Origin of the sequence: Tolypothrix sp. FACHB-123 (assembly GCF_014697075.1) — a bacterium.
GTDB lineage: Bacteria > Cyanobacteriota > Cyanobacteriia > Cyanobacteriales > Nostocaceae > Aulosira.
Window position 1 is genome coordinate 119,780 of the sequence record NZ_JACJRE010000004.1, and the last position, 23,323, is coordinate 143,102.

General features: G+C 42.0%; 16 protein-coding genes, 1 other RNA gene and 1 pseudogene. 15 read left to right on the forward strand and 3 right to left on the reverse strand.

Annotated elements, in window-relative coordinates:
- Nucleotides 1–330 precede the first annotated feature (330 nt).
- A complete protein-coding gene (locus tag H6G41_RS04360; protein ID WP_190743920.1) occupies nt 331–3,564 on the reverse strand; it encodes a phycobilisome rod-core linker polypeptide in 3,234 nt (1,077 codons plus the stop codon).
- Between the two features lie 427 nt (nt 3,565–3,991).
- Here H6G41_RS04360 and H6G41_RS04365 point away from each other — a divergent pair, with 427 nt between their 5' ends.
- The 13 genes from H6G41_RS04365 to H6G41_RS04425 all read left to right on the forward strand — a co-directional run bounded on the left by H6G41_RS04365 (nt 3,992) and on the right by H6G41_RS04425 (nt 14,874).
- Nucleotides 3,992–4,522 (forward strand): hypothetical protein, encoded by a 531-nt coding sequence (locus tag H6G41_RS04365; RefSeq protein ID WP_190743922.1) that lies wholly within the window; start codon nt 3,992–3,994, stop codon nt 4,520–4,522.
- Nucleotides 4,523–4,646: 124 nt separating this feature from the next.
- Nucleotides 4,647–5,849, forward strand: coding sequence for a class I SAM-dependent methyltransferase (locus tag H6G41_RS04370; RefSeq protein WP_190743923.1), 1,203 nt, complete (start codon nt 4,647–4,649; stop codon nt 5,847–5,849).
- A 240-nt stretch (nt 5,850–6,089) separates the two neighbouring features.
- Nucleotides 6,090–6,638, forward strand: a complete 549-nt coding sequence (locus H6G41_RS04375) for a PEP-CTERM sorting domain-containing protein (RefSeq protein ID WP_190743924.1) — start codon at nt 6,090–6,092, stop codon at nt 6,636–6,638.
- A gap of 640 nt (nt 6,639–7,278) precedes the next feature.
- Nucleotides 7,279–7,719 carry an ATP synthase subunit I gene (locus H6G41_RS04380; RefSeq protein ID WP_190743925.1) on the forward strand — a complete coding sequence of 147 codons (441 nt, stop codon included), beginning with the start codon at nt 7,279–7,281 and terminating at the stop codon, nt 7,717–7,719.
- 60 nt (nt 7,720–7,779) lie between these two features.
- Complete coding sequence (atpB, locus tag H6G41_RS04385) at nt 7,780–8,544, forward strand: F0F1 ATP synthase subunit A (protein WP_190546689.1); 765 nt, start codon at nt 7,780–7,782, stop codon at nt 8,542–8,544.
- A 152-nt stretch (nt 8,545–8,696) separates the two neighbouring features.
- Nucleotides 8,697–8,942, forward strand: a complete 246-nt coding sequence (gene atpE, locus H6G41_RS04390) for an ATP synthase F0 subunit C (RefSeq protein ID WP_008233924.1) — start codon at nt 8,697–8,699, stop codon at nt 8,940–8,942.
- Between the two features lie 178 nt (nt 8,943–9,120).
- Nucleotides 9,121–9,552: a F0F1 ATP synthase subunit B' gene (locus H6G41_RS04395; RefSeq protein ID WP_190634860.1), complete on the forward strand. Its 432-nt coding sequence runs from the start codon at nt 9,121–9,123 to the stop codon at nt 9,550–9,552.
- A gap of 187 nt (nt 9,553–9,739) precedes the next feature.
- Nucleotides 9,740–10,297, forward strand: coding sequence for a F0F1 ATP synthase subunit B (locus H6G41_RS04400; RefSeq protein WP_190743926.1), 558 nt, complete (start codon nt 9,740–9,742; stop codon nt 10,295–10,297).
- The gene (gene atpH / locus H6G41_RS04405) at nt 10,297–10,851 is read left to right on the forward strand and encodes an ATP synthase F1 subunit delta (RefSeq protein ID WP_190743927.1); all 555 of its coding nucleotides are present in this window, start codon (nt 10,297–10,299) and stop codon (nt 10,849–10,851) included. Before H6G41_RS04400 ends, atpH begins: the two co-directional genes overlap by 1 nt.
- Nucleotides 10,852–10,913: 62 nt before the next feature.
- The gene (atpA, locus tag H6G41_RS04410) at nt 10,914–12,434 is read left to right on the forward strand and encodes a F0F1 ATP synthase subunit alpha (protein ID WP_190743928.1); all 1,521 of its coding nucleotides are present in this window, start codon (nt 10,914–10,916) and stop codon (nt 12,432–12,434) included.
- A 94-nt stretch (nt 12,435–12,528) separates the two neighbouring features.
- Nucleotides 12,529–13,476, forward strand: coding sequence for a F0F1 ATP synthase subunit gamma (locus H6G41_RS04415; protein ID WP_190743929.1), 948 nt, complete (start codon nt 12,529–12,531; stop codon nt 13,474–13,476).
- 219 nt (nt 13,477–13,695) lie between these two features.
- Nucleotides 13,696–14,084: a transfer-messenger RNA gene (gene ssrA / locus H6G41_RS04420) on the forward strand.
- Nucleotides 14,085–14,280: 196 nt separating this feature from the next.
- Nucleotides 14,281–14,874 (forward strand): macro domain-containing protein, encoded by a 594-nt coding sequence (locus tag H6G41_RS04425; protein ID WP_190743930.1) that lies wholly within the window; start codon nt 14,281–14,283, stop codon nt 14,872–14,874.
- 140 nt (nt 14,875–15,014) lie between these two features.
- Here H6G41_RS04425 and H6G41_RS04430 read toward each other — a convergent pair.
- Nucleotides 15,015–15,321, reverse strand: a pseudogene (locus tag H6G41_RS04430) (Uma2 family endonuclease); the annotation flags it as partial.
- A 112-nt stretch (nt 15,322–15,433) separates the two neighbouring features.
- Between H6G41_RS04430 and argS the strand changes: the two are divergent.
- Nucleotides 15,434–17,200, forward strand: a complete 1,767-nt coding sequence (gene argS / locus H6G41_RS04435) for an arginine--tRNA ligase (protein WP_190743932.1) — start codon at nt 15,434–15,436, stop codon at nt 17,198–17,200.
- 230 nt (nt 17,201–17,430) lie between these two features.
- Complete coding sequence (locus H6G41_RS04440) at nt 17,431–17,577, forward strand: type II toxin-antitoxin system HicB family antitoxin (protein WP_190743934.1); 147 nt, start codon at nt 17,431–17,433, stop codon at nt 17,575–17,577.
- 4 nt (nt 17,578–17,581) lie between these two features.
- Here H6G41_RS04440 and H6G41_RS04445 read toward each other — a convergent pair whose 3' ends face one another.
- A complete protein-coding gene (locus H6G41_RS04445) occupies nt 17,582–23,302 on the reverse strand; it encodes an alpha-2-macroglobulin (protein WP_190743936.1) in 5,721 nt (1,906 codons plus the stop codon).
- Nucleotides 23,303–23,323 lie beyond the last annotated feature (21 nt).

Genomic DNA, 23,323 nt, shown 5'->3' on the forward strand with positions numbered 1-23,323 from the left:
GTAGTTTTCAGAATAACTGCTTGAGTCAATATCTACTACGCAAGCTGCGAAAATTTAGTTACCTTCCGCAAAACATTCTCCGGCATTCTGTTGAGCATTTATGACTGCTCTTAACACTTTGTAATATTCCTTTTCAGATTTAGCGAAAGTTTTAAGAGTCTGAAAGTAATGTTACGAAAGGTTACAGAATTACCGTCAATAGGCACAATTAAGCAGTGCTGAATGATTGCTGAGTCATCAGTATTCAGCACTGAATGAGGTCAAGAGTCCAAGATGTTGAACTCCTGACCTGTGATTATTGATGATTAACTAGTTAACTGCGCTCAACGATTAAAAGCGTGCATAAGGCACTACATCTTCACCGAAGTAGCGAGCATACTCTGCACTATCTACAATGGCTTCAACAGCGGCTCTTAGACCCCGGCTAGCCAACAGCTTGTTGTATTCGCTGATTTCGGTTTGAGTTTCTGGTGCGCGTCCTAACAAATGACGGCAGAGGAACTCAATTACTTTAGCACTGGGGTAAGGAGTGTAGAAGCGATCGCAATATATGTCGGAACTAGCTAGTTCGCGGACAAACTCGCGCACAGAGATTTCTCCTGCTTGCAGTTTGCTCTCTAGTGCAGTTAAGCGGTAATTAGCAGGGATCTCATTGCTAAATACATCCAATACCTGAGAGTAAATAGCATTGATTACCAATTGCGCTTCCGCTTGGTTCGTACCTTGACTCAAGCGATAAATGCGTGCAGGCTTGGAACGGTTGCTAGCTACAGTAACTTCACCAAATTGTCCCTGAATGCTGCTGGAAGAACGACCCAAATCAGCATAAGAACTGCCATTAGATGATGAGCCAGCCAAAGCCAAGCGTTTTTGTACTGGCTTAAAGCTAGGTACTACCAAATCATCATTTTGCTTAGTTAGCTGGTTGTACAGCTTTTCAGTATTCGGGAAGTTAGCCGCAGGTAAGGTGGGGAAGCGACGGTAAGGTACTGTATCTTCACCAAATACCTCGCCATATTCTGCACTATTCACCAAAGCACCAATAAAGGCGCGAATACCTTGAGTAGCCAAAATCTGGTTATACTTGCGGATTTCTGCTTGATCTAAAGGTGCACGGCCTAAGAAGTGCTTAGTTCCTAGTTCAATTACCTTGGTGTTGGGGTAAGGAGTGTAGAACTCTTTGATGTACAGGTTAGAGTAACCTAAACCTTCAATGAATTCTTTAACAGTAATTTCCCCGTTACTCAGTTTGCTTTCTAAAGCTGAAAATTCGTTTTTCGCAATATAAGGTGCAACATCGCGTTCAAAAATCTGACGGTAAGCAGCACTAATCAACGTTTGCACAGCAGCTTTATCGTTGATATTTGCCACTTGCTTGAAGATTTTTGTTTGTTCCCGTTGCTTGCTAACACCTTGGTTAATGCGGAATTGAATATCTGGTTCTGTCCGGTTGTCAGTAACCGCACCCAAAGTTACAAACAAAGGTGTTTCTTTCTTCTGGACTTTCGCACCCACATCTTCGCGAATACTACCAACTCGCAATTGACGTAATGCGACACCAGATGGAGTCACATAGCGTTCGTAAGGTACTGTATCCTCACCAAAAGCTTCGCTGTATTCCAGGCTGTCAATAATCGCATCTACCACAGCATAGAAGCCTTTCTTAGCGGCGATGTCAAAATATTTGTTGATTTCTTGACGACCGTAGGTAGGACGACCTAACAAGCGGCGGTGAATATATTCGATCGCTTTACAAACATACAGCGATGTCCAGTAGGTTTTGCGGAATACATCCGACTTAGCCAAAGCCCGAACAAATTCCCGTACAGAAAGTTGTCCATTTTCCAGCTTAATTTCTTGGACTGTTAAGCGCTGACCTTCGTAAACATCGCGACCGAAAACTTGCAGGTATGCAGCTTTGATGACCTTTTGGGTAGAGCTTTCGGAGAACTTAATGCTTGCACCCTTGGCAGCCTTTTTACCAATTGTGCCTGGCAGTTGATCCAACCGGAAGACTTTAGGCCCTAAGCTACCAGGAAACTCACCTCTAGCTCCAGGATTGCTAATTTGGTTATTAATTCCCGGCCCTTGGTGAATTAAGATCCGCTTGGTATCCTTGCCAAAGGGTGCAGGACTGCTGCTGGGATTGCGGGTTTCTTTCGGAAAAATCGCGCCAAATTGGATTTCTAATGGATCGTTACCAGAACCGTAGGGATGCTGATCTGGTAATGGGCGATCGTAAGCAGCGAATGTTGTAATAAACTGAGGTACTTTGCGGAAAGGCGCACTGTAGTTAAACAGGTCTTGTTGTGGCCCCCAGTTGCGACATTCTTGTGCTTCTTGACCTAAACCACGCAGGTAAGGTACTGTCTCTTCACCAAAGTAATCGCTATATTCTGGTGAATCCACCAAAGCATCTACTAAAGCTGGTAGACCACCGTTAGAAATAATTGCGAAGTATTTTTGGACTTCTTCACGACTACTTGGCCCCCGTCCCAAAATGTGACGGAAAGCCAATTCAAGTACACGACTGTTAATAAAAGGCTGGTAAAACTGTTTTTGGTAAAGGGGAGATTTGGCAAGACGACGAACAAACTCTTTCATTGAGATGTCGCCGTTTTTCACCTTCGACTCTATGTCAGAGATGGACAAGCTGTAAGCACGAGTAATGTCGCGCTCAAAAATTTGCCGATAGGCAGCTTTAACTACCTCATTTTTTTCACTGGCTGATAACCCAGGCTTCATCACAAACTTGGGACGCCGTTCTGCCGCTTCAAAGTAAATTTGCGGCAGTTGTAACCCTTGCTGATCATTAGAAGGACGTTGGCGTACTTTATTGGAAGGTGTTGCTGCTTTAAATTCTGTGAGCAACACATCCATGTACTGAGACACAATCTCAGTTGCCTTAGGATCTTGGCGGAAAAATGAGAGTGATGCTGCTTTAATTTCTTGTAAAGCTACAATTGTTGCTTCACCAGAACAAGCATTTTCAATAATTTCCCGCAAACCCCTAGTATTCACCACAATGATACTGGGGTCGCCTGCCACGATCGCATAAGTAGCATAGCGTAAGAACCAGGATAAGTCCCGCAAGCTCTTGGCCATATTGCTAGGGCCATAACGAGCAACGTTAATCGGTCTAAAACCTGGAGGTGTTGGGCCGCTAGGAGAACTGTTAAAGATGGAGCGTAAATTTTCTAGAAATCCACCCCGACTTTCAACATAGGTAACAGTACCCAGTTTCATGCCTTCTTGAACATTCCCACTAGCAGCACTAGCCATAGCTAATTCTGCTTCTCTTGGTTTTTCTAAAAAAGACATTGGCGAGCCACCAACAAAAATTCTGTTGGCTGCCCGAGATACAATAATCTCGGAATTTTCCGTGAGCGTCTGGGCAATTTCTAAACGCTTTGCGCCAGATGCAAAATAGCTTGCCAGTTCATTTAGTTCACCAGTTCCCAAAAAGCGGTCTTGCTGCTCCGCTTGGGAAATTGTCGCTACTGCTAGGGTTTGATATAGTTGCGGACGCGCAACTGAGCTTCCACCACTTGCCTTAACACTCATCGGATTTTTAAAACTCCCATCATAATCATTTATGTGTTAAGTCTGGGTCGCTTTGAGGCTTGACACATCGGTGTAGTCATGCCTTAAGAGTACCGCCTTCAAAACTGCCAGTAAATTAACCCAGTCAGCTTTTAGATTAGAACGTTTTGCGGCTTACCTGTTGATTTATTAAGAAGTATGTAGAATCTGACTTGTCCAGACGCTAAGTTCCAGAGCCAATACTCTTGCTTCCCTGAGATTTAGACTAAGTTTTGTATCTATTCTTGATCAAAACCTACAAAAATATTTTCGCAGTCAATGGTCATTAGTCAATGGTCATTGGTCACTTGTCCTGCGTCCTACTCAATGAGTGGAGCGATACTTGGCTTTTTTTATACGCAAGATAAAATGTTTTTTATAACACATAAAATAGTAGCGAAAAAATACTATGTTGAAGAATCACATCTTTTACATAAAGCTTTCTTTTGCTTTATGTACTGTGCCTGTAAGTCTTTCTCTGGCTCCTGCTCATGCCTTACCTGGACAAAATATTAAGACCGTTGTCAATTGGGTTAAGACCAAAGCCATGTTACCAGCGCTCAAATATAACAGCGAATCCCATGGTTATGATGGCACCAAAGGTAAATTGTATTTTTATGCTGATGTTACTTCTCAAAACGGGACAGTAACCAAAGAGGGAATCACAGTCAGTGGTAACTCTAGCCTGAAATTCACGCAAAAAAATAGTCCATCTGTAAAATTAATTCAAAATATTTATAATTCCAGCATTGCTAACGATTACCAAAAGTCTCGTAATGTAATTAAGGTTGGTCGAGACCTTTTCTCTCGCGGTCAAAAATATGCATACATCACGGCTGAAGTTCAAGGTGGCTCTGCATTTCAGATAATTTCCTTAAGCAGTCTTCAAGATGCAATAGATAATGCTAAATTTTGCCAAACCAATCAATGTGATATTTAGCACTATCACTTGATTTATAAATTTATTTGTAGAGGTAGGCAACAGCTAAGACGTAAATAACTTGTAGTAGTTAAGTGGCAAACTACATCTGGTAAACTCAATTTTGCCGCCAAAATTACTTGTTATGTCCGACGCCCAAACTGTTAGCGCTGCTGTTGCTCAACTTTACAACACTTACCCCTTTCCTCCAGAACCGTTGTTAGATGAACCACCTCCAGGTTATAACTGGCGCTGGAATTGGCTAGCTGCTTACAATTTTTGTACTGGTAAAAAACCGCAAAAGCAAGACATCCGCATTTTAGACGCTGGTTGCGGTACTGGGGTCGGTACAGAATATTTAGTTCACCTCAATCCGCAAGCTTCGGTTGTTGGTATCGATTTGAGTGCTGGTGCTTTAGCTGTAGCTAAAGAGCGTTGTCAGCGTTCTAAAGCCAACCGCGTTGAGTTTCATCACCTCAGCTTGTTTGATCTGGAACAGCTACCAGGTGAGTTTGATTTAATTAATTGCGTTGGTGTGTTACACCATACTTCTGACCCAATTCGCGGGATTCAAGCCTTAGCGAAGAAGTTAGCACCAGGCGGCTTAATGCACATTTTTGTCTATGGTGAGTTGGGACGCTGGGAAATTCAACTCATGCAAAAAGCGATCGCTCTCCTTCAAGGTGACAAACGCGGCGATTATCGCGATGGCGTACAAGTCGGACGGCAATTATTCTCTTCTCTACCAGAAAATAACCGAATTGTCAAGCGCGAAAAAGAGCGCTGGTCACTGGAAAATCATCGGGATGAAAACTTTGCTGATATGTACGTTCATCCCCAAGAGATTGATTACAATATTGAGACACTTTTTGAATTAATTGATGCTTCTGGTTTAGAGTTTATTGGCTTCTCTAATCCTGGTTTTTGGCAATTAGAAAGACTTTTAGCCAAAGCACCAGAGTTAATTACCAGAGCCAATCAGTTGAGCGATGCCTCCGGCGGGCTACGCCAACGCCAAATTTACCGTTTAATTGAATTACTCGATCCAGAAGTTACCCATTACGAATTTTTTCTTGGGCGTCCTCCAATTACCAAAGCCGATTGGTCAGATGATAACAGTCTATTACAAGCGATTCCCGAACTGAATCCTTGTATAGAGGGTTTTCCCAGCCAATGTATCTTTAACTACGATTACCAAATAGTTAATTTGTCGTTAGCAGAATTAGAATTTCTACAACGTTGTAATAGTAATTATACAGTGGCAGATCTATTAGCTGATGTGCAGATAAATTTGGATGATGTCAGAAAACTGGTGAAACAGCAGTTGATTTTGTTAACACCAGCTTAATTTCGCTGCTAAAATTCTTGTATTTTACTTATGTTCCGGTCGTTTGCAACGTTCCGGATTTTTTTTACTAGCAAAATATATATTTATACAAATTTTATCAAAAATTACTTTTATATAAAGTTTCTATCAAAGCTACTCTTTTTGGCTAAGTATTGAAAATTATTAAGATACATTGTTTACAGCCTCATATCAGAGGTTGTACTTAAAAAACTTAACTGTAGTCATTCAGAGAATTTGCGGATGAAATTAACTAAACATGTGAGTGTTGCTGCTGCGAGCCTAGCCTTAACTGTTGCGGCTGTGAATGCTAAACCTGCACAAGCAGCAAGTGTAGTACTCGACAATCAAGTTGGTCAAGAATACAAGTACAAGGTAAATTTTGATAATTCTAATACTTCTGGTAACCAGGAAACATTAATACCTGGTTCATCGTGGACTTTGTCTGGACTCAAGGGTGTAACAGATGTCTTTGCTGATGTGAATTACTTATTAGCTGAAATCTTCGGACAAGAAACTGTTCGTTTGACCCTGAAAAAATCAGTAAGTGGTACAGAAGGGACTTCCAATCCATCCTTAAATTTTTCTATATTGAGTCCCTTTAAACCAAATAACGTAAATTGGAGTCTCACACGAGTCAACCCGAATGGAAAGCAAAATCTATTTTCTGATGAAGTTATAGGGCCAGTAGAAGATGTTCCCGAACCTGTGACAGTTGGTGGCTCCTTGCTAGCTGTAGGCTTTGCTGCATGGATGAAGCGCAAAAAAGCAGAATTAGCTCAGGAAGCCTAATTCATCAACCATAACTACTGTTAACTAGTTAGTTAAACGGGGTGCAAAAACCATTGTGACTATAAACAAAAACCTTATGCCCCAGAGATTGCCTGTGCTTCTGTTGGGGCATTCATCATTGTTTGGTTTTGAATCTGGTACTATAGCTGTATCGCCTATCCTCTGAATTAACAACCTCAAAACTTAGATTTCTCTTGCTAGTTAGCCCCTCATGGGAAAAACCAACAACTACAACATGAAAATCTCTCTTCCCTAGCCCCTAGTCCCTAGCCCCTAACCCCTAATTTAAATAAAGGCGATCGCTCACAAAAATTCTGGGAACTCTGAAGTTAGAGTCGCTAAAAATCCCCATCAACTTAACTAGCCTCTACTCACTACATTCACTACAAATGGGAGTTTTACGTATTCACACTGATGACATTACCGAATAGTAACTTAGCCCAGTATTGGGGAAACTCTCAATAGACCCTGACCTTGCATTTAGAGCTTTCTCAATCTCTTCACTTCACCAACTTGGGGAGTTGCTGTTTGCTGAAAAGAAGTTAATTGTTTTTTTCTAAAGTATTGTTACCAGATCGTGATATGATTCAGCTGACTGGATGTGCAGTCATCATCCTTAGCTGTACTGGTTTCAAGTCTCGTGAGCTTGTCAGACGAATCAACTGCATCGACTCCAACAACAACACAAAATGCTCAATCTGGTTCCGAGGACGAAGAACGAGTAAACTCTATGGAGGAGTTCTATCAACTCTACCAGAAGTTGTTGGTAATCACACTTGTCATAGCAGGGATTGTTTTTATCTCTGTGTGGATTTTTTATTCACTGAACATTGCTCTGAATTATTTGATTGGGGCGTGTACAGGTGTGGTTTACTTAAAAATGCTGGCCAAAGACGTTGAGCGACTCGGTGGTGAGAAAAAGCGTCTGAGTAAAAGTCGTTTTGCTCTATTTATTGGGTTGATTGTATTAGCAACTCAATGGCATGAGCTAAAGATTTTGCCCATATTCTTGGGATTTCTAACTTACAAAGCCACGCTCCTCGTCTACACCGTGCAAACTGCGTTTCTTCCTGATTCTTAACAAGTCAGGCTCACAAAGAAAATACTCCCATCCTCGCTCGTTGGGGAAAATGCTTGAAGAATGCAAATGCTTAGTGTCTTAAACGCCTTTAATACATTTCCCCTCGCCTCGTTAGAAGTAGGTCATCATTTCTACTGGCAGCTGGGAAATCTGAAAATTCATGGGCAAGTTTTTCTCACCTCATGGTTTGTGATTGGCCTGCTAGTAATAGCTTCACTAGCTGCTACTCGCAATGCCCAAAGAATTCCTCGTGGCATCCAAAACTTGATGGAATATGCCCTAGAATTTATTCGGGATCTAGCAAAAAACCAACTGGGTGAGAAAGAGTACCGCCCTTGGGTGCCATTCCTGGGCACATTGTTCTTGTTTATCTTCGTATCGAACTGGTCAGGCGCTCTCATCCCTTGGAAACTAATCAAGTTACCATCTGGTGAATTAGCAGCTCCCACCAATGACATCAATACGACCGTAGCATTGGCATTGCTGACTTCTTTGGCGTATTTTTACGCCGGTTTTAGCAAGCGGGGTTTGGGCTACTTTAAAAAGTATATTGAGCCAACGCCTGTCCTGTTGCCGATCGCGATCCTAGAAGATTTCACCAAGCCCCTCTCCCTAAGCTTCCGTCTATTCGGGAACATATTAGCGGATGAATTGGTTGTAGCGGTGCTGGTTCTGCTTGTTCCTCTATTTATACCTCTGCCTGTAATGGCTTTGGGCTTATTTACCAGTGCCATTCAAGCCCTGGTATTTGCTACCCTAGCTGGGGCATATATTCACGAGGCCTTAGAGGGACATGGTGGAGATGAGCATGAGGAGCATCATTAAAGCTTCTCAGTAGATAAGCACAGTTCCGACGAGCCTAGATGCTCAAAATATCGCCCAGCGCGATTTGTGAGAACTTGGTGCAGCGTGGAAACCACGTCTTAACTAGTTAACCTACTTTTGTTAGTTCTGTACTTCAAGCAAGGAAAATCATCATGGATCCATTAGTTTCTGCTGCTTCAGTTCTGGCTGCTGCTCTCGCAATTGGTTTAGCTGCAATTGGCCCTGGTATCGGTCAAGGTAATGCTGCAGGTCAAGCAGTAGAAGGTATCGCCCGTCAACCCGAAGCAGAAGGCAAAATTCGGGGTACTCTACTGTTAACCTTGGCGTTCATGGAATCCCTAACCATTTACGGTCTGGTAATCGCTCTAGTATTGCTGTTTGCTAACCCATTTTCCTAATCCCTAAAAGTTTTATGAATGTAGAGGCGTGAATCTTCACGACTCTACAATTCAAAGCTTTTGGGTATTGAATCGTTCTGATGTAAGTTACCCTTGTTGGCTAAGGGTTCCTAAAATATAAACGGTTGGATGTTATTGCTAGCCATGAAAACTGCTACTCCAACCAAAGAGGAGAGAAATGTTTGATTTCGATGCTACTTTGCCATTAATGGCATTGCAGTTCCTGTTGTTAGCAGCTTTGTTGAATGTAATTTTCTATAAGCCACTGACCAAGGTGCTGGACGATCGCGATAATTACATCCGAACGAATACCCTTGAAGCCAAAGAACGCTTGGCTAAAGCCGAACGCTTAACCCAGGAATATGAGCAGCAGCTAGCAGACGCTCGCAGGCAGTCGCAAGCTACTATAGAATCTGCTCAGTTGGAAGCTAAGAAAATTACTGCCCAAAAAATCGCTGAGGCGCAACAGGAAGCTCAACAAGAAAGAGAACGCGCTGCTATTGAAATAGAGCAACAAAAACAACGAGCTTTTAGCGAGTTGGAACAACAAGTTGATGCTCTAAGCAGACAAATTCTAGAAAAACTATTAGGGCCGACTCTCGCTAGATAAGCGACAGTATAGGTTCTGTGAAAGCATACGCGCAAATGGGCACTTCACCCAGAGCGCTTAATTAAGTGTCAGCAAAAGGCACTTTTTTCCTTCGGGAAGTTAAGCAACTTTATTTCCTTTGCGGAGGTTAAGTAACTTTATTTCCCTGCGGGAAAATACAACGTATTAGCAAGCAGCGCACTTGTAGATGGGTAACATGGGCACATTCTTATTACTTGCCACAGAACACTCTGAATTAGCAGAAGGCGCAGCAGAAGGTGGTTTCGGTCTAAACCTAGACATATTAGAAACCAATCTCATTAACCTGGCGATTCTGGTTGGCATATTATTCTACTTCGGACGTAAAGTTTTAAGCAATATCCTGAACGAGCGACGGTCAAAAATTGAAACCGCAGTTCGGGAAGCAGAAAAGCGCCAAAAAGAGGCACAAACTTCTTTATCTCAGGCGCAAGAGCAGTTAACTCAAGCGCAGGCAGAAGCGCAACGCATCCGCAAAGCTGCCGAAGAAAGCGCCCAAGCTGCGAAAGACGCTGTGTTGGCAAAAGCAGCACAAGATGTGGAACGCTTAAAACAAACAGCAGCAGCAGATTTGAATACAGAAAGAGAGCGAGCGCTAACCGAATTACGGCAGCGTGTAGCTGCATTGGCATTGCAAAAAGTCGAGTCAGAACTGCGGGCTGGTATTGCTGACGATGTTCAACAAACAATAATTGACCGCAGTATCGCGCAGGTGGGAGGACGCTGATGAAAAGTAATGTAGAAACAGCCGAAGTAGCCCAACCTTACGCCCAGGCTTTGATGTCAATCGCTCAATCCCAGAATCTGACAGAAGGATTTGGTGAAGATGCGCGAGCATTGCTGAATTTGTTGAAAAATTCAGCGCCACTGCAAAATTTAATTGACAATCCGTTTATTCAGCCTGAACGGAAAAAAGCAGTACTCACTCAAATACTGGGTGATGGTGCAAATCCCTACTTACGCAAATTTTTGAATCTGCTGGTAGACAAACGCCGCATTTTCTTCTTGGAGCAGATTTTACAGCAGTATTTAGCGTTGTTGCGCCAGCTGAATCAAACCGTATTAGCGGAAGTGACTTCAGCTGTTCCCCTCACAGAAGCTCAACAACAAGCTGTAAAAGATAAGGTTCTGTCTATCACTAATGCTCGCCAAGTAGAACTGGAAATCAAAACCGACCGCGACTTAATTGGTGGTTTGATCATTAAAGTAGGCTCGCAGGTAATTGACGCTAGTTTACGAGGTCAGTTGCGCCGCCTTTCTTTGCGTTTAAGCAGTTCATAGAAATTCAGTAGTTTCGGTGAACCGATTACTCTGTTCCGTCTCCCAAAAAAAAAGTTAGACACATGAGCATTTCAATCAGACCTGACGAAATTAGTAGCATTATTCAACAGCAAATCGAGCAATACGACCAAGATGTCAAAGTTGCTAACGTCGGTACCGTGCTGCAAGTCGGTGACGGTATTGCCCGGATCTATGGTCTGGAAAAGGCTATGGCTGGGGAGCTATTAGAATTTGAAGACGGTACAGTTGGCATCGCCCAAAACTTAGAAGAAGACAACGTGGGTGCGGTGTTAATGGGTGAAGGTCGGGAAATTCAAGAAGGTAGCTCTGTAACCGCTACTGGCAGAATTGCCCAAGTACCCGTAGGGGAAGCCTTGATTGGACGAGTTGTTGATGCCTTAGGTCGTCCCATCGATGGTAAGGGAGATATCAAGTCTTCAGAAAGCCGTTTGATTGAATCTCCTGCGCCTGGTATTATTGCTCGTCGTTCTGTACACGAACCGATGCAAACCGGGATTACAGCTATCGACTCCATGATTCCCATCGGTCGTGGTCAGCGGGAGTTAATCATTGGTGACCGTCAAACTGGTAAAACTGCGATCGCAATTGACACCATCATCAACCAAAAAGGTGAAGATGTAGTTTGTGTATACGTTGCTGTTGGTCAAAAAGCTTCCACCGTTGCTAACGTTGTCCAAACACTGCAAGACAAAGGCGCAATGGACTACACCGTAGTCGTCGCCGCTAACGCCAGTGACCCTGCAACTCTACAATTCCTCGCTCCCTACACCGGAGCTACCATTGCTGAGTACTTCATGTACAAAGGCAAAGCTACTCTCGTCATTTACGACGACCTTTCCAAGCAAGCCCAAGCTTATCGCCAAATGTCCTTGCTGCTACGTCGTCCACCCGGACGGGAAGCTTACCCCGGAGACGTATTCTACATTCACTCTCGCTTATTAGAAAGAGCAGCGAAACTGAGTGATGAATTGGGTAAAGGTAGCATGACTGCTCTACCCATCATCGAAACCCAAGCCGGTGACGTATCCGCATACATCCCCACCAACGTAATTTCGATTACCGACGGTCAGATCTTCTTGTCTTCTGACTTGTTCAACGCTGGTATCCGTCCCGCTGTAAACCCCGGTATCTCCGTATCCCGTGTAGGTTCTGCGGCACAAACCAAGGCAATGAAAAAAGTTGCCGGTAAGATTAAATTGGAACTAGCACAATTTGATGACTTACAAGCCTTCGCGCAATTTGCTTCTGACTTAGATAAAGCTACTCAAGACCAATTGGCACGAGGTCAGCGCTTACGGGAACTCCTGAAGCAGCCCCAAAATGACCCACTGTCTGTATACGAGCAAGTAGCAGTTCTCTATGCGGGTATCAACGGTTATTTAGATGATATCCCAGTAGAAAAAGTTACCAGCTTTACCAGAGGTCTCCGCGATTACTTAAAGACAGGCAAACCTCAGTACGCTGAAGCAGTGAAATCTTCCAAAGCATTAGGTGACGCTGAAGAAGCTGCTTTGAAGGAAGCGCTAACCGAATTCAAAAAGACCTTCAAGGCGACAGTGTAACTAGTCATTGGTCATTGGTCATTGGTCATTAGTAGAAAACTGGTGACTAATGACACAAGACAAAAGATAAATGGCTAAAGACTAAGGAAAAATTATGCCCAATCTTAAAGCAATACGCGATCGCATTCAGTCGGTCAAAAACACCAAAAAAATCACAGAAGCTATGCGGCTGGTAGCGGCGGCGAGAGTACGCCGGGCGCAAGAGCAAGTATTAGCTACCCGTCCTTTTGCTGATAAACTAGCGCAAGTTTTATACGGTTTGCAAACCCGGCTGCGGTTTGAAGAAGCCAACTTACCCCTGTTGAAAAAGCGGGAAGTTAAAACAGTAGGGCTGTTGGTTATCGCAGGCGATCGCGGTCTGTGTGGCGGTTACAATAGTAACGTCATTCGTCGTGCCGAAAACCGCGTTAAGGAACTGCAAGCCGAAGGTATAGATTACAAATTTGTGTTGGTAGGTCGCAAGTCAATCCAATACTTTCAACGCCGTAATCAACCTATTGATGCTACCTACAGCGGCCTAGAACAAATTCCTACCGCAGCCGAAGCTAACAAAATCGCTGATGAGTTACTGTCTTTGTTCTTGTCAGAAAGTGTAGACCGCATTGAATTAATCTACACCCGATTTGTCTCCTTGGTTAGTTCTCGTCCGGTGGTACAAACCCTGCTACCTTTAGATCCTCAAGGTTTAGAAGCAGCAGATGACGAAATCTTCCGCTTGACAACCCGTGGCGGTCAATTTCAAGTAGAACGCCAAAAAGTCACTACTGAAGTTCGTCCTTTGTCTCGCGATATGATTTTTGAACAAGATCCAGTACAAATTCTGGATTCTTTGTTGCCTTTATACCTCAGCAACCAGCTATTACGGGCGTTGCAAGAATCAGCAGCTAGCGAACTAGCAGCACGGATGACTGCGATGAACAACGCCAGTGACAACGCTGGTGAATTGATCAGAACCCTATCTTTGTCTTACAACAAAGCTCGACAAGCTGCAATTACCCAAGAACTTCTAGAAGTTGTGGGTGGTGCGGAAGCGTTAACTTAGGGAATTGTCAATTGTTGATTTCTCATAAATAGCCAATTGCTAGTTGTTTTAAGTTAGCAGTTGGCTATTTTGAGTTTTAGGGTAAAGTTTTGTTTTATAGATGACCCGTGAAGGCTGTCATTGTTTGTTACTGGAATATTGACTTTTGACTACAGACAAATTTTTTGTCTGCACACACAATTGAAAATCCGCGTATTATAATTGGAGTATGAAGCACATGGGTCCGTCACGGTTTCGACAGGTTGGCGAACGCTGCTCTGTGATTCAGGTCGAGAGTGAGTCTCCTCTCGCAAATCAAAGGCTCAAAACAAAAGTAAATGCGAATAACATCGTTAGCTTTGCTCGTAAGCCTGCTCTAGCAGTTGCCTAAAAACCTCTAATTGGTTCGAGCGTCTTTAGCCTGACTCCGTTAAGGGCTAGAGACCAACCCCAACGGATGCTCTAGCAAGTGTTCTCTGGTTGGCTTGCTAGCTAAGACTTAATCAGAGCATCCTACGTTCGGGATAATGAACGATTCCCGCCTTGAGGGTCAGATAGGCTAAACCTGTGAATGAGCGGAGGGTTAATACCCAATTTGGACAGCAGTTCGACTCTGCTCGGATCCACTAAAATATATTAAACAAGTCCACCTGATAATTCTATGTTCAGGTGGATTTTGTTTTTGAGTATAGCTGCGATCAGCCTACTGCAAAGTCAGTGTAATGCCTCATTTTTGGCAGATGGTTTTGCTCAATGAGTTCCTGAATAAATGGTGCCTGAAAAATGAATGCTTGTACAATAAGTATTCAAGCGGAGGAATAAAGCTTGAAACTGATATTAGTAGCGCCCGATTCATCATTAGCAGCAGCATTTCAAGAACATTTTTATTATTTGCCTAATGTTGAAATCGTTAATGACTACTTTGAGTGGTTACCGAACTATGACTGTTTAGTTAGTCCTGGTAATTCATTTGGGATGATGGATGGTGGGATAGATGCTGCCATTATCAAATTTTTTGGTAGTGCATTGATGGAAAAAGTCCAGCAACAAATACTGACAAGGTATTTAGGCGAACAGCCAGTAGGAACATCAATGATTGTAGAAACCGATTATCCATTACATCCGTTTTTAGCGCACACGCCGACAATGCGAGTTCCTATGTCTATTATTGGGACAGATATTCCTTATGTAGCGATGTGGGCTATGCTGTTGTCTGTGCGACAACATAACCAAGATGCTGAGTACAAAATTAATACCATTGCTTGTCCTGGTTTAGGTACGGGAATCGGTCGAGTAGCATATAGTGAGGCTGCTAGACAGATGGCGTTAGCCTACGATCATTTCCTTTACCCACCAAAGCATCTTAACTGTTTTGTTGCAGCTTCTAGACAACTTTTGATCTGGGAAGGAAGTTGTTAAGCGGCATATCAATATATTTTAGAGGGCATGGCACTGCCATTGCTCCTACTATGGCATTGTTTTTTTAATTGGTGTAACGATGTTGGGGATTTTGGCGTAAGTTCTGTTTTGATACCAGAGGTTTTGGAGACGACTTCTCAGGCTAAGATGGGAAGAGTACCCGCCTCTTCCCATAAGACATAACTTAAGCGTCCCCTCTTCTTTTACAAAGCGTTCTACTCCTAAGCTGAGAAATGTATCTGGTACTAATGGCGGTTGTAATGGTGCATAATAAATGCCCATATCGATACCAAAAAACCAGTCAGCACTGTTATTCTATGCTCAAGCTAAAATCGCTGTTATTAAATTAGGGATGAGGTGTTAGAGTTCGTTATCTACCAGGGTGTCATCAGAGTCGGGAAGTTCTGCTGCGGATGGCAGATAGTCAAGGGGATTGTACTGTACCATGACAGTCTTGAGTTAGAGTAGGTGGCTATATTTTAAGGTTAAAATAATCAAGCTCCTGAGAATATGTACCTTTCAACAGTCACATTACGCCTGTCACAGATAACATTTATATATGAACGCTACACAAGAAAAACTAAAACATCAATTTGCACAGGCCTTGGTGGCTGCGTTTGGCGCTGATTATGCTGGAGTAGATCCGATTTTGGTGACTGCTAGCAATCCTAAGTTTGGAGATTATCAGGCGAATGTGGCTTTATCTTTGAGTAAAAGATTAGGAAAGCAACCAAGACAAATTGCAGCTGCGATCGCGGATAATCTAGATGTGTCAGAAATCTGCGAAGCGCCGGAGATTGCTGGGCCTGGGTTTATCAATCTCAAGCTGAAAACCACTTACCTGGAAGCACAAATCAACACAATTCACGCAGATTCGCGCTTAGGTATTCCCACTGCGAAAACACCACAGCGAGAAATTGTTGATTTTTCCAGTCCGAATATTGCTAAAGAAATGCATGTTGGGCATCTACGTTCTACTATTATTGGTGATAGTATTGCCCGGATTTTGGAATTTCTCGGACATGATGTTTTGCGGTTAAATCATGTGGGTGATTGGGGTACTCAATTTGGCATGTTAATCGCCTACCTCAGAGAGGTTTATCCAGAAGCTTTAACTACTGCAAATGCTTTAGATATTGGCGATTTAGTTAGCTTTTACCGCAAAGCTAAACAACGGTTTGATGCAGATGAAAAATTCCAAGAAACCGCCAGACAAGAAGTTGTCAAATTACAAGCTGGTGCTGAAGATACAATCCATGCTTGGAAATTGCTGTGCGAACAATCCAGACAAGAGTTTCAGCTAATTTATAATTTCCTAGATGTTGATGTAAAAGAACGGGGCGAATCTTTTTATAATCCTTTACTACCAGGAATTGTGGAAGATTTAGAAAAATCTGGATTACTGGTAGAAAACCAAGGCGCAAAATGTGTATTTTTGGATGGGTTTACTAATAGAGAAGGTGAACCTTTGCCGTTGATTGTGAAAAAATCTGATGGTGGTTATAACTACGCGACAACAGATTTAGCCGCATTACGCTACCGGATTCAAAAAGATGAAGCGAAGCGGATAATTTATGTCACAGATGCTGGACAATCAAATCACTTTGCCCAATTTTTTCAAGTAGCACGTAAAGCCGGATGGATTCCTGATGATGTGGAATTAGTTCATGTACCTTTTGGTTTGGTGCTTGGGGAAGATGGAAAGAAATTTAAAACCCGTTCGGGAGATACTGTTAGGTTGCGGGATTTGTTAGATGAAGCAATTTCTCGTGCGCGCGCAGACTTAGAAGTAAGATTGAAAGAAGAACAACGGTCAGAAACTGAAGAGTTTATTAATCAGGTTGCTGAGGTAGTTGGTATTAGTGCAGTGAAATATGCTGACTTAAGCCAAAACCGCACCAGTAACTACATTTTCAGTTACGACAAAATGCTGGATCTCAAAGGTAATACGGCTCCTTATATGCTGTATGCTTATGCCAGAATTCAAGGAATTAGTCGTAAGGGTGAGATTAACTTTGAGGAGTTGGGAGAAAATACCAAAGTTCTGTTGGAACATGAAACAGAATTAGCACTGGCAAAATATTTACTGCAACTCGATGAAGTTATTAATACTGTAGAGCATGACTTAATGCCCAATCGATTATGTGAATATTTGTATGAACTGAGTAAGAAATTTAATCAGTTTTATGATCGCAATCAAGGGGTTCAGGTTTTGGGCGCAGAAGAACCTTGGCGGACATCTCGGTTAGTTCTGTGCGATTTAACGGCGAGAACTTTAAAGTTAGGTTTATCGCTGTTGGGAATTCAGGTATTAGAAAGAATGTAACAGCTTGCATAATTTATTGAGAGAATTCCAAAAAATAAATTATGTCAACTTAAGCTATAAATAGCTTTACTTTAAGCTTCCTAGCTCGCCTGGGAATTAATTAATTCCCAGGCTAATAGCTCAGTAGACTCAAAATTTTGAGGATACTCTTGGATTGATGTGGTAGAGGTAGGCGATAATGCGATCGCCATCAATGATTCAAAATAGAAAAGTAGTTGATTTGCGAAATTATGAAATTCAAGGTTGTACTAGAACCCAGTGATGAAGGCGGATATACTGTCTATGTTCCCTCTCTTCCTGGTTGTCTCAGTGAAGGGGAAACAGTAGACGAAGCATTAAAGAATATCCAAGAAGCAATCGAACTCTACCTTGAGTAAATAGTTATTTAGTCTCTTCTACTATCAGTGTAGAATCAGCCGCACGCCCAAATTCTTCTGGTGTATATTGTAAATGCGCTTGGGCACCAGGCCAGAGGAATTTACCGGGGGTAACGGAACGGACTAAGTAATGCAGGCTGTAAACTCCTGGATCGAGGTGGTCGGCATAGGCGATAATGCGATCGCGATATATATTCCTAAATCCTAATTGCCAACTATCGGCTTTTGCTTGCAATGCGGCGGTTGTAGTTTGGAAACTAGCGTCTACTGCTTCTAATCCGGCTGGTAGAGGATCTGTAATTACTACATGCTCTACTGGATGGTCGGTAATAATTTCTACACCAATATCAAATACTTGTCCCGGTTTTAAGGTTAAGGGTTTATCGAAGGCGTAAAGTCCAAATTTTTGCAGAATGTTTTTCTCTTCGCCTAATTTCTGAATTTCTCTGCTGACTCTTAACCCGTTAAATTTACCTGGTTGATTTCCTTGCAAGCGGTAATTATAAGCTACCAGATAATGTAATTTACCTCTGCCGGATTTTTGTAAGATTAAATCGTGGCGATCGCGTGGTAATTTATCCATTGGCACATTAATCTGTAAGCTAGGATTGCTGTACCCTTCAAAGCGATTTTCGCCTAACTTTTTACCCGCTAATTGTACGGAAGCAACAAAGTTTGGTGGTGTGGGTTGGAGTTGGCTATATTCTACTAAGGCTGTGAGTGCTTGCGCGTTGTTATAACTAGTTTGCCATGTACCATCTCTTCTTTGAGCTAGCAAACTTTGAAATAATTTATCGACAACTTCCGGTTTGGCTTTATTAGCAATAAATAACCGCAAAGCTTGTGCTTGTGCTGTTGTCTGCGAACTCATCCATCCCCAACTATTAGGTATACTAATTACTGCTGTCCTACCAGTTTCATAGATACTTTTTTGTAACTGGTTAAACATGGTTTTGGCTTCATCTTGCCATTCGGGGAATTGGGATAAGTACTGCGCTAATTTGATTTGATTAACTACATCAAATTTATTACGCTGTTGGTAAATATCTGCTAAGAAGCTATTGCGTTTATCGCCTAATTCTGCTAATGCGATTAAGGTATTTAGTTGAAGTTGAGTTTTACATACTTGCTGTTTACAAAAATCATATTGTCCGGGGTTAGCGAGGACTTTTTGCAAGTAACTCTTAAGGCGAGACAGCATTGCCGAATTAATCGCGCCGGGGAAGGCTTGATTGGCTTTGGCTAAGGATTCCGCCGCATAAGCAGATATCCAAGGATCTGATTTTTCTTGTTCTGGATAGGAAGCAAAACCACCATCGCCTAGTTGCAGTTTTTGCAGTTGTTCTGTGGCTTGATTGGCTTGTTGATTAATGTTGAATTCCGCAAATGTCTGTCCATATTTTTGGGATAAAGTTTGCAAATTCGCTGCAATCATTAACTGACTGGCTGCGGGTTCAGCGAAGGGTAACTCATCATCACCTAAAACTTGTTTGGCTGGTGCTGTAATTTCTGGAACTAAGGTACTCGCCAGTTGAATATCTAAACCTCCCGCGTTGGGGATGGTATTTTTATCTACATTTAAAGGTATCTTGATTTGCTTTTCGGTGATGCCGGTTTCTACAACTTGTTCAGTAATTTCTAGCGGCTTAATTTCTAAAGGTAGTTCAAATGCATCGGCTGCATTATTTAACTGTGTGGTAAAGCGGATTTTCGCCTCTCCCACATCTTCCGCCAACATGGGGAAGCGATAAGCTTGGGTAGTGGTTTGTGCTGGGGTTTGTAAATTTGTGGTGGTGGGGTTATTCTCGGCAAATTTGACTGTACCGCTAATTTCGCCGTTAATCGAGAGGTTTCCGCCGTTTCCCGTGTTATTGGTAACTGATAAACCAGCCAGCAGGCGATCGCCTGGACGGGCGAATTGTGGCAAAATGGCGTTAGTGAGTAATGGTTTTGTCGTGATAAAAGTGCGATCGCCATTGCCAAATCGCAAATTACCATCGGTAGCTACAGCCATGACGCGCCATGTAGTTAAGTCATCGGGAAGTTTAAAGGTTATCTGTGCTTTCCCTGTAGCGTCGGTGAGTACAGCACCGTTGTAATAGGCTAAGGCTTGAAAATCTGTGCGCACCCTGGTATTTGCTGCGCCTGATGAAAAGCCACCGCCATAACCCCAGCCTTTGGGTTTGGGGATGTCTTGGGGTTGAATGACGACATCGGGACGATTATCACTGAAGCGAGTTGCGATCGCTTGTTCGGCGTATACTGTATTTACTAAATCTGGTGGACGATAGCCAGATAGTTGCAATACAGCTTCATTCACCACCATGACTGTAATTTGTCCGGAGGTGGGGTTACCTTGGTTATCTTTCAGTTCTAGTTGAACAGTTTCCTCCGCACCAGGTTCTAATGATGCTTGCAATGGGTTAACTTGTACTGTTAAATATTTATCTTGCAAGTTGACTTTAAAAGGTGCAAAGCCAATTTTCACTAATTTATCTAAGCTTCCCGGTTCTACTTCCTGAATTGGTTTACCTTGTCTAACTAATACAGCTTGTACTGCTGCATTGGGTAACATTTCTGGCGTAACTGTAAACTGAATTTGTGGTGCGCCTCCCTTAACTTTGGTAATTTGTTGATAGAGAGGTTTGTCTTTAATGACTGCAAAATACAATTCTGCTTCTGGGTAGGGAGATTGAATTAATGCTGTTGCAGTTTCCCCTGGTTTAAATTCTTTTTTATCTAATTTAACTTCTAGCCTATCTTCATCTGGCGCACCCCAATAAACTTGGTTATCTCCAGTTACCCAAATTTGTAAATCTGTGGCGCTGATTTCGTCTTTGGTATCGCTAAAATTTGCCCTAATTCTATAAGAACCGGATGCTTTTGGCGTTAAAGTTACCGATTGGGGATTACTTGCAGATGTGACTTCTACTTGTCCGACTGTTTTATATTCAACTTGATTTTTTGGCGTGCGGCTACCTTCAACTACTTTGGTAACGCTACTATATTTTATCTCTTGTAATTCTAGCTTTAGTCGTTGACCTGTAAGCAATTTTCCGCTAGGGTCAGTAACAATGGTTTCAATATTAAATGGTTTACCAGCATCAGCCACAAAATTACTTTTTAACCCAATTAACCGATTACTAGGTAAAGCTGTAAAACTTTGGGAATTTGCTACCGATAAATTAGAAACATCTGCGACTTGTACATCTACCCGGTAAGTCATGGGGTAGGGTAAATCTTTCGCTACCGTCAGACTTTGTTCGCTTTTCCCATTTGCATCGAGTGTAGCAGTAGTTTGTAAAACATCGCTAGTGACATTCGGACTCTCTTCCGGCCAAAACCATTGTCTACCAAAACTAAATTCTTCCCAACCTTTAGGAATAAAATTAGCTTGTTGGCGAGTCACAAAATATTTTGCTTCGCCTCCTTGTACAGGCGCACCAAATAAATAATTACTAGCAGCTTTCGCCGCAACAGTATCGCCAATATAAGCAAATTCTTTATCTAAATTCAGTTCAACTTTAAAATTAGGCGGTTTAAATTCAGCAACGCGGAATTCTCCAGAAATTGCTTGCCCAGATTTCCCCTTCGCCTCGACTGTATAATAGCCTAAGCGTTGAGTTTTACTAATTGGTAATTCTAAGGAGAATGTCCCAAATTCATTAGTGGTTTTCGTGCCTAAATTCGTCCTTTTGCCATCAGGATCTACTAAATTTACTTGGTAAGCTGCATTTTTATCTTGCTGAATGTTACCATTTTGTAAATAATCGGCAAAACCAGTTAACCAAGCTTTTTCACCTGGTTGATATAATTGTCTATCAGAGAAAATAATTCCCCGCGATTCTGGTTTACCATCTTGCCAACCTGCATCAATCCCATAACCATATACGCCGCTATATTCTTCTGTTCTTGTAAATGCCCAATCTTGATTTTCACGGGCAATTATTAATAGTTCAGGTGCTTTTGCTAATCTTTGACTACCAGGAAAACATTGCTGTAAATCTGCGGGTTTAATAGTTAAATTACCACTATCATCTGTTTTCCCTGTTGCGCAAGGTGAAACTGACAGACGAGATTTTGTATTTAATTTTGATTGATAAATTTCTACAGATGCAGCTTTCACCGGCGCACCATCACTTAAATGATGAACGCGAATTAAACCGGAATCAGGAAACCATTGAGAAAATACACCTAAATTGGTTAATTGTACTAAGCCGTAAGTTGTAGGTTCGCGCCAAAGTTCTTTACCATTTTCTTGATATTTATTAGTCCTGGCTTGCACGCCATAGGCTAACATTCCTGTAGGTGCAGAGAGTTTTTCTCGTAGAGGTACGTTAATATCAACGGCTTGGTTGTTCTTCCTAGCCACAGAGAAACTTTGCCATTCACCTGGTTTAGGTAATAAATTACTCGCGTAATTATCGTAAACTAAATCTGTTGGCTGAACGACTTTATATGCGGCTTTGTATTTCGCCTCTGGTAAATTTATTGTATTGATATTTAACTGTAAATCTTTACCAGCAGGGAAAATATTTAAATCAGAGGGAAGCCAAATATCTCCAGCTACATCACCAGTTTCATAATTAACTGTGACGGGTTTACCTAAAGTTTGTCCAAATTTATCTTTGAGATTTCCCCCGACTGTAATTGTATAACTAGTTGCTGGCGCTAAGGCATAGGGATTGATATTAATTACTCTATCTTCATCGTTAACTTGGATGAGTCGAGGAATATCTTTTGGTGTCGGGGTAATGGTGATATTTTCTTTAGCAGAATCGGGAAGGATGATGTTATTAAATTCTAATTGCGGACTACCTTTAACAAATCTCCCGTAAGTTCCCCCGGCGTCTGGTTGTCCGTAATAATTAATTTTTTGCAATGCTAAAGGTGAATAAGTAGCTAATTTACTGACGAATTCTTTTTCACTAGGTAAATTACCATAAGCGGGACGAATCCCTGGCGCAAAAGTTAGGCGATAACGAGTAGCTGTGGTGAGATTTTGTTGGGGAATCAGTTTGTAAACCCAATTAATTTGTGACGGATCGAATTTTTCTAAAGGATCTTCGGTTTCTTGGGGTTTATCTTCTTTAACTAGTTCTACTTTAAAGTTAATTTTTTCTGTTTTACCTTCGGGAATTAGCTGTAAATTTTTGGCGACAGAATTAACATCTAATTCCACATTCGAGGTAAATTCTAATTTAGGCTGTAAATCAATTGGTTGATCGTCAGCCTTTTCCATTGGGTTAACGCCTGGTAAATTCGTCAGTTTAATCGGTTCTGTATTAAAAGTCCAAGCTAAATCTTGATTTAAACGATGTTTTTTTAAGTCAGATAAGCCAGATTTTAGGGTTACTTGAAATCTTGTTGCTTGGGGTAAGGCTTTATCAGCTTGAAAACCCACCATCCGGGGTGTCAAAAAGCGAAATCTTCCGGGAATAGGTGGGGTGAGTTCAAATTTTTGCAGTAAATTTTGCTGTTCTGGACTATCTAGACTTTCAACGGGAATTAATGCTTCTTTAAACCTGATGCGAATTTGATTCAGGGGTTTCGCATCGCCAACGGGACTAATTTGTTCTATCCAATCTGGTAATTTAGGCGGTGCGAGAGGCGCAACTGTTGGTAGTGGTTCTTTTCCTGAATTAATGCCGAAAAAGTTACACCCTGCTATTCCTAGCATTAGTGTGAGGGTAAGTAAAAATTTAATTAAAGTTTTAATAATCATATTTAATATAGATATCTCTTG